At 43.8% G+C, this 6406-nt stretch carries 6 protein-coding genes; 3 read left to right on the top strand and 3 right to left on the bottom strand.

From position 1 onward, the window contains the following. The first annotated feature begins 147 nt into the window (after window positions 1-147). Together gspD and DBT_RS08950 are read left to right on the top strand one after the other, a co-directional pair. Window positions 148-2160 (top strand): type II secretion system secretin GspD, encoded by a 2013-nt coding sequence (gene gspD, locus DBT_RS08955; protein WP_067619398.1) that lies wholly within the window; start codon window positions 148-150, stop codon window positions 2158-2160. Between the two features lie 13 nt (window positions 2161-2173). After that, window positions 2174-2941 carry a hypothetical protein gene (locus DBT_RS08950; protein ID WP_141674266.1) on the top strand — a complete coding sequence of 256 codons (768 nt, stop codon included), beginning with the start codon at window positions 2174-2176 and terminating at the stop codon, window positions 2939-2941. A gap of 74 nt (window positions 2942-3015) precedes the next feature. Here the strand turns inward: DBT_RS08950 and DBT_RS08945 are convergent, their stop codons facing one another. Then, window positions 3016-3960: a D-alanine--D-alanine ligase family protein gene (locus DBT_RS08945; RefSeq protein ID WP_067619392.1), complete on the bottom strand. Its 945-nt coding sequence runs from the start codon at window positions 3958-3960 to the stop codon at window positions 3016-3018. Window positions 3961-4435: 475 nt separating this feature from the next. Between DBT_RS08945 and DBT_RS08940 the strand changes: the two genes are divergently transcribed. After that, a complete protein-coding gene (locus tag DBT_RS08940; RefSeq protein ID WP_067619389.1) occupies window positions 4436-4876 on the top strand; it encodes an NUDIX hydrolase in 441 nt (146 codons plus the stop codon). On the opposite strand, the gene DBT_RS08935 is transcribed toward DBT_RS08940, so the two are convergent. Further along, complete coding sequence (locus DBT_RS08935; RefSeq protein ID WP_067619386.1) at window positions 4850-5836, bottom strand: PAS domain-containing protein; 987 nt, start codon at window positions 5834-5836, stop codon at window positions 4850-4852. The genes DBT_RS08940 and DBT_RS08935 overlap by 27 nt on opposite strands. Further along, window positions 5836-6153, bottom strand: coding sequence for a hypothetical protein (locus tag DBT_RS08930; RefSeq protein ID WP_067619384.1), 318 nt, complete (start codon window positions 6151-6153; stop codon window positions 5836-5838). The genes DBT_RS08935 and DBT_RS08930 overlap by 1 nt, the downstream gene beginning before the upstream one ends. Window positions 6154-6406: the final 253 nt, after the last annotated feature.

Below are 6406 nucleotides of genomic sequence, written 5' to 3'. Positions count from 1 at the left end.
GATTCCTAAATCCTGCATTGAAAAAAGAAATTTCTCTATCCCCTTTTGCACCATTTGGGATTGCAGGATTTAGGCCATGGGCAAAGGCGAAAGGCTAAGTGCTAAAAGTTAAAAGCGAAACAAAAGTTCCTAAATTGGGGGGAATTTATGAATAGATTTATCAGAAGCTCGATTTTCTTTCTGCTAAGCGTTGCCTTTATATCTCTCTCAGCATCTTATACATATTGTGCTGACAAAGTAGTTGAAGACCGCAATATCTCTCCAGAGACCAATGCGACAATTGAACAAGATGTCCCCAAGCCACCATTATCTCCCTTTGCTGGGGCGAAACCCGGAGAAAAACGACAAATTAGCCTCTCCTTTGACCATATGGACATAGTACCGGTTCTGGATGAAATCCTTGGAGACATTCTGGAGCTCAACTATGCAATTGATCCAACAATAAGAGGCAATATCAGCTTGAGGATAAAGGGCTCATACTCAAAAGAGGCATTTCTTGAACTATTAAATAACATCCTCGACCTAAATGGCCTTGCTATTACAAAGTCAAGAAATGATTTGTACAAAGTGGTTAGAAAGGTCCATAGCGGAAGGGCCACAAGCACTGTTCAAGGAGCTGTTGAAAAGGCCGCCTTTCAACCAGGAGATCAAATAGCACTCCTTCAACTCAATTTTATCAGTGCAGGCCAGGCAGTAAACGCAGTAAGAAACTTCATTTCGAACTCGGCCGTCATATTGCCAGAGACATCGACCAACTCCATCATCCTCTCGGATACGAGGGAAAACATCGAAAAGGTATTAAAGATCCTATCTCTTCTAGATACGGCCCCTTTCGAGGATATAAGCTGGAAGATATTCCCGCTCAAGGCTACAGAGGCAAAAAAACTGGCCTCAGACCTACAAAAGATCTTCAAGGCACCAGGCCTGTATTCAAGGCCTGGGCAGAATCAGGGAGGCTTTTTCATTCTTCCTTTAGAGTCCATCAACTCCATCCTGATTGCCACCAGATGGCCAGGCCTTCTCAACGTGGCTGAAAAGTGGATCAAGCAACTCGATACCGGTGAGGAAGAACTGGGAACTCAGGTCTACGTCTATTTTGTACAAAACGGCAGGGCCAAAGACATAGTAGACATACTAAATCAACTTTATGGAATAAGGTCTTCAAGCTCCAAGACAAGAAAAACCAAGGTATTAGTAAAGAGGACAAAGGAACCTGAAAAACTCAGCGGAGAGCTTACAGGAGAGGTGGAGATCATAGCCGATGAGGTAAACAATGCCATTATCATAAAGGCCACACCAAAGGACTATAGGACCATATCAAAGGTGCTCAAAACCATAGACATAGTGCCTCGTCAGGTGCTTATAGAGGTACTGATAGCTGAAATAAGCCTTAATAAGGATACCCAGTACGGGATCGAGTGGTACATAAAAAACAAAGGTATAAGGATAGATGGGAAGAGATATCAGGGGGACATAACACTCTCTGATGGCACTACTCTTCCTATCAACACCGCGTTGGGCCAAGGACTTGCTGGATTTACCTACGGGCTTTTCAACAGCGCTGGTGACCTCAGAGGACTCTTGAATACGATCAGTTCATTTTCAGACGTCAATATATTGTCTACCCCAACCATCCTTTCTGTGGACAATCAAGAGTCTTCAATAGAAGTCGGAGATGACGTACCAACCCTCTCCAATACCCAAACAACCAGCGGTGGAGTCACAACGCAATCCATTCAGTACAGAAACGCAGGTATCATTTTAAAGGTCAAGCCATATATCAACGACAGGGGGCTTGTGAGGCTCGAGGTGACACAAGAGGTGAGTTCAGTTGCCAGTGAATCTACAGGTGGAATTACCTCGCCAAGATTCAGGACAAGAAAGGCCTCAACCACCCTGATTGCAGAAGACGGCCAGACAATAGTAATAGGCGGTCTCATGCAGACCCAGAGGACCAAGACCAGGTCTGGAATTCCTGTTTTAAAGGATCTCCCGATTTTAGGATATGTATTTGGGAGTAAAACCTATAAAAACGAGAAGACAGAACTCCTCATTGCCATTACTCCACACGTGATTAAAAATAGGCAAGAGGCAGATGCCATAACAGAGGAATTTCGAAATCGTGTCCAAGAATTGAAAAAGATGTTGGAAAAGGGGTAATCTATATATGTCCATGACAAAAAACATAGTCATCGCACTATCTATTGCATTGCTTGCCTGCCCGTCTATCACTCAGGCATCCGCCAGAGGCATGCAAATTTCAAAAAAAAATATATTCCTTCCCCCTGACGAAAGGGCCAAGGAGGACTCCGCTGGTGGAGCCTTAGTGCCTGAAGACAAATTTCTTGAAAGATATCTCTTATATGGAGTAATCAAGGCAGGAGACTACGGAGTTGCAATATTAAAGGTCAATCCAAAGAAAAAAAGAGAGGTACCAACTGAAATCAGAGACAAAAAGCTCATAAAATTGAGGCCAGGTGAGACCCTGGATGGCTATAAATTAGTGGCACTCAATGATGGAATAGCCCTATTTGAAAAGGCTGGCAAGATCATCCGAATCGATACCTTTGACATTGACAAAAAACCAGAAAGACAAACCAAGATTTCTGTGGCGCAGGCAACTCCTAGAGCCGTGCCAGCTGCCCCGAAAATAAAACCGCAAACTCCTAAAATACCTCATTTCTCTGGGACAAACAGGGTTAGAAACAACGCAAAAGTAACTACTAATAATGGGCCTTCAAGGCATGTGGCCCAGCCACAGGCCAAGCCCCCAGTCAAAAAGCCAGTGCCACCTAGTGCCCCCAAGCCTCCAATCCCAGCACAGACCCCTGCAAACAATCCATTCCTCAGGGCCCTGCAGAGAGCAAGACAAAATCCAGGTACAGCAACTCCAACTACTCCTGGGACGAATCCGTTTTTGCAGATGTTAAAAAAGAAGTAGGTAGAAGGAAGAAGGGATAAGGTAGAAGCAGGGGTGACGAATTGGTTCGTCACGAAAGTTTGGGCTGTTCCCTTCTATTGTAGCATTCGCTCAACGAGATGGGCAATGAGGGCCTCAAATTCTAGCCCCACTGCCTTTGCCTCCTGAGGGAAAAGACTTGTCTCCGTCATACCTGGGATTGTATTTGTCTCGATAACAAAAAGTTCTCCAGTTTCACTTAAAATCATATCGGTTCTACTGTAGTCCTTTAGGCATAAGGCCCTGTGGGCCTTTAGGGCAAGATCTTGCGCCCTTGCAGCCACTTCCTCAGGGACCGGTGCAGGACAGACCTCTTTTGTAGCACCTGGGGTATATTTTGCCTCATAATCAAAAAATTCATACCCTTCGCCAGGTATTATTTCAACTGGAGGAAGTACTGGGGGACTATAGCCCTCGAGGACGCCTACACTGAGCTCTCTACCCTCTATGAACTCTTCCAGGATAACCCAGTCGTCCCATTTAAATGCCTCATCAATAATTGTTTTCAGGCCCTCTATGTCATTTGCTATACCCATTCCCACACTTGAGCCCTGCTTCCTTGGTTTCACCATGAGAGGCAGACGAAGGCCACCCAAGAGGTCATTAAGGCCCTCTTTGTTAAAATCTTTTCCAATCAAACTCCACTGCGGTGTGGGGATGTCATTTGCCACATAAATAGTCTTTGACAGGTGCTTATCCATTGAAAGTGCGCTCCCCAACACTCCTGCTCCTTGATAGGGGATTCCCAGCATATCCAGGAATCCCTGCATCCTACCGTCTTCCCCAAAGGCACCATGCAGTACAAGAAAAGCACCATCAAGCCTATCTGCATCTTCCACAATCTTTTTTAAGTCAGTCAGGGGATCGTATTCAAATACCTCGTATCCAAGTGAAAGAAGGGCTCTTTTGACCTGCCTTGCACCTGCGATGGAGACATCGCGTTCAGCACTTTTTCCGCCGTAAATCAATGCTATTCTTGGGGTAGATTTTAAGCTAGTCATCAGTCATGATTTAGGGAGAAGGTAGAGGGTAGAAGGTAGAAGCAGGCCCTGCCAGTACCAAAGTCAGAGGCCCTCCCTTCTAGCTTCAACTCAAAACTTCCAAAGCCCTTTTCCTTCAACTCAACACTCAACACTTAAAACTCAACACTTCTGAAATGCTCAAAACTCATAACTCAAAACTCAAAACTTTTAAAAAGCTTCTCCCTTCTCCATTCTTCCTTCTTCCTAAATTAGCTCAATTGGAAACAAATTGCAAACTTGCAAGTTGCATAATTCAGGACTCCGTCAAAGTCGTTGGTAAGGTCCTTAAAAGAATTACCTTTGTGCAAGCCACGTTTTTCTTCCTTCAACACAAAACTCAACACTCAAAACTTCCAAAGTTCCCTTCCTTCAACTCAAAACTCAACACTCAAAACTCAAAACTTTTACATAGCCCTGTTGCACAATTGGAGTTGCACTGCTATTAGTGTCTCTTATGTATTCTAGTGCCTCTATCCATAAATATCCCGACTATCCAAGGGTTGCCGTCTCCTGTGTGGTTTGGAAAGGAGACAGAGTACTCATGGTAAAGAGAAAAAACCCTCCTGCCAAAGGCACCTGGGCCCCTCCCGGTGGAAGTGTGAAACTTGGTGAGACCTGCTTTGATGCTGTCAAAAGGGAAGTTTTGGAAGAGACTGGGATCAACGTCTCTCCAATCAGGACCATGACCCACGTTGATGCCATCTATAAAGATGGCGATTCGGCCATTCGCTATCACTATGTAATACTATACATTGAGGCCAAATATATTAGTGGGACCCCTGTGCCTGGAGATGATGCAGAAGATGCCGGATGGTTTACCCTCGAGGAACTCTCAAATATGAAAGTAGAAAAGGAGACCATAAGGATTCTAACCAACTCTTTTCACCTTCTTTGATGCCCTATTGATATCAATAATCTTTGTATTCCCAACATAATCTCTCACTGCGTAATCACTGATACTGGCGATCTTCTTTCCGATCTCGCTCAGTCTCTCTACCTCACTACGTAGCTTTTCCGCCTTTTCTTTCAATGGATGATTTTCATCCAATCTTGCACTGATCAGAGATGCATATCCCAGGACCACTTGAAGGGGTTGGTTGAGTTCATGTGCTGCACCTCCGGCCATCTCCAACACCCCTCTAAGGCGCTCATTTTTTAGTTTCTCCTCTTCTGCAACCCTCTTTTCCGTAACATCCGTAAGGATTGCAATTGCCTCTTTTCCAATGGCACCATAGGAATCTTCGATTGTTCCCCCTGTCACTGCTACGTGAAAGTCTATATCCCTGACTTCTCCAATTGCGTTGACTATGGAACAGGAGACTTCAAAAAATTTCTTTCCCTCCACTATATTCTTAAAGACCCGTTCCATATCTTTAACAGACTCTTCCTTCAAAAAATTAGAAACCTTTTTTCCCACCACCTGGGCACGGGAAAAACCAAAGAGCCTCAATGCCCCAGTATTTGCGTCGACGATTCTGCCACTGGCGCAATCAAGCCTTAAGATACCTATGGAAAGTGGTCCCTCTGCAAGAAACTTGTACCTATTATGCCCTGTCCTCAAAAAATCGATTCTATTTTCATATCTTCGTTTGGTGGCAAACAAAAAAATATAGAGTAGTAAAAACACTATCCCTAATAACGAAATGCAAACCAACGTGTCATTTAAAAAGGCCTCCGAGCCTTTAATTACACTGTCAAGTTTTTCAATTGCCCCTCCAGAGTGATAAAGGTCTAAGATATTCTGGACATCTATGACTCTCTTTCCCATCCAAACAAGCATTGAAAATACTATTGGAAGCAGGAACCATGGAAGCTTTTGAATAACATTGTCCCAATGGATGCTAGGAAGCCTCATTAATGAAACTCCTGCCCTGTCAACATTAAAAAGCCTTCGTGTATCAGCTCGGTAACCGCAAAAAAGGTGGCAAAGTAAAACACCCAAAGCACCATCTTTTTTTTGTTTGGCTTATACTTGAACATCTTCTTCGTTAGACCTACAAACATCAACACCATGACGACACCGTAGAGGTAATATGCTAAGAGGTACCTCACGGTTACAAAAATGGCTCCAGGTAATTCTCCACCTCTTATGGAAAAAATCAATGTTATGACTATTGAAAGCCCGATATGAAAGTAATCTTTTTTGGTCCAAGCCTGATCATTGGTCTCCAAGATCTTCCCCCAACACTCTATTATTTAAAGTCATTTTTATACAACGATTGTTAGGTAGTGTTTTCAAATGCCTGTGAAAAGGTGAAACTCTTATCCCAGATTATGCACTTCAAATGCCTGAGGAAAGTAATTTTTATGAATTATTACATAGTTAGCATGCATCTTTCCCCGTTGTGCCTTCACCCAAAAGGTGAAGTTCAATCCGTGATAAATCCTCAGGCATTTGAAGCCGCAAGGGGCTCGCAATTTTACC

This window comes from Dissulfuribacter thermophilus (assembly GCF_001687335.1).
Taxonomy (GTDB): Bacteria; Desulfobacterota; Dissulfuribacteria; order Dissulfuribacterales; family Dissulfuribacteraceae; genus Dissulfuribacter; species Dissulfuribacter thermophilus.
This window is presented reverse-complemented; position numbering and strand designations above follow the sequence as displayed.

Coding starts and splice junctions, on each gene's coding strand:
- gspD (WP_067619398.1), top strand. CDS start 148: ATGAATAGATTTATCAGAAGCTCGATTTTCTTTCTGCTAAGCGTTGCC.
- DBT_RS08950 (WP_141674266.1), top strand. CDS start 2,174: ATGACAAAAAACATAGTCATCGCACTATCTATTGCATTGCTTGCCTGC.
- DBT_RS08945 (WP_067619392.1), bottom strand. CDS start 3,960: ATGACTAGCTTAAAATCTACCCCAAGAATAGCATTGATTTACGGCGGA.
- DBT_RS08940 (WP_067619389.1), top strand. CDS start 4,436: ATGTATTCTAGTGCCTCTATCCATAAATATCCCGACTATCCAAGGGTT.
- DBT_RS08935 (WP_067619386.1), bottom strand. CDS start 5,836: ATGAGGCTTCCTAGCATCCATTGGGACAATGTTATTCAAAAGCTTCCA.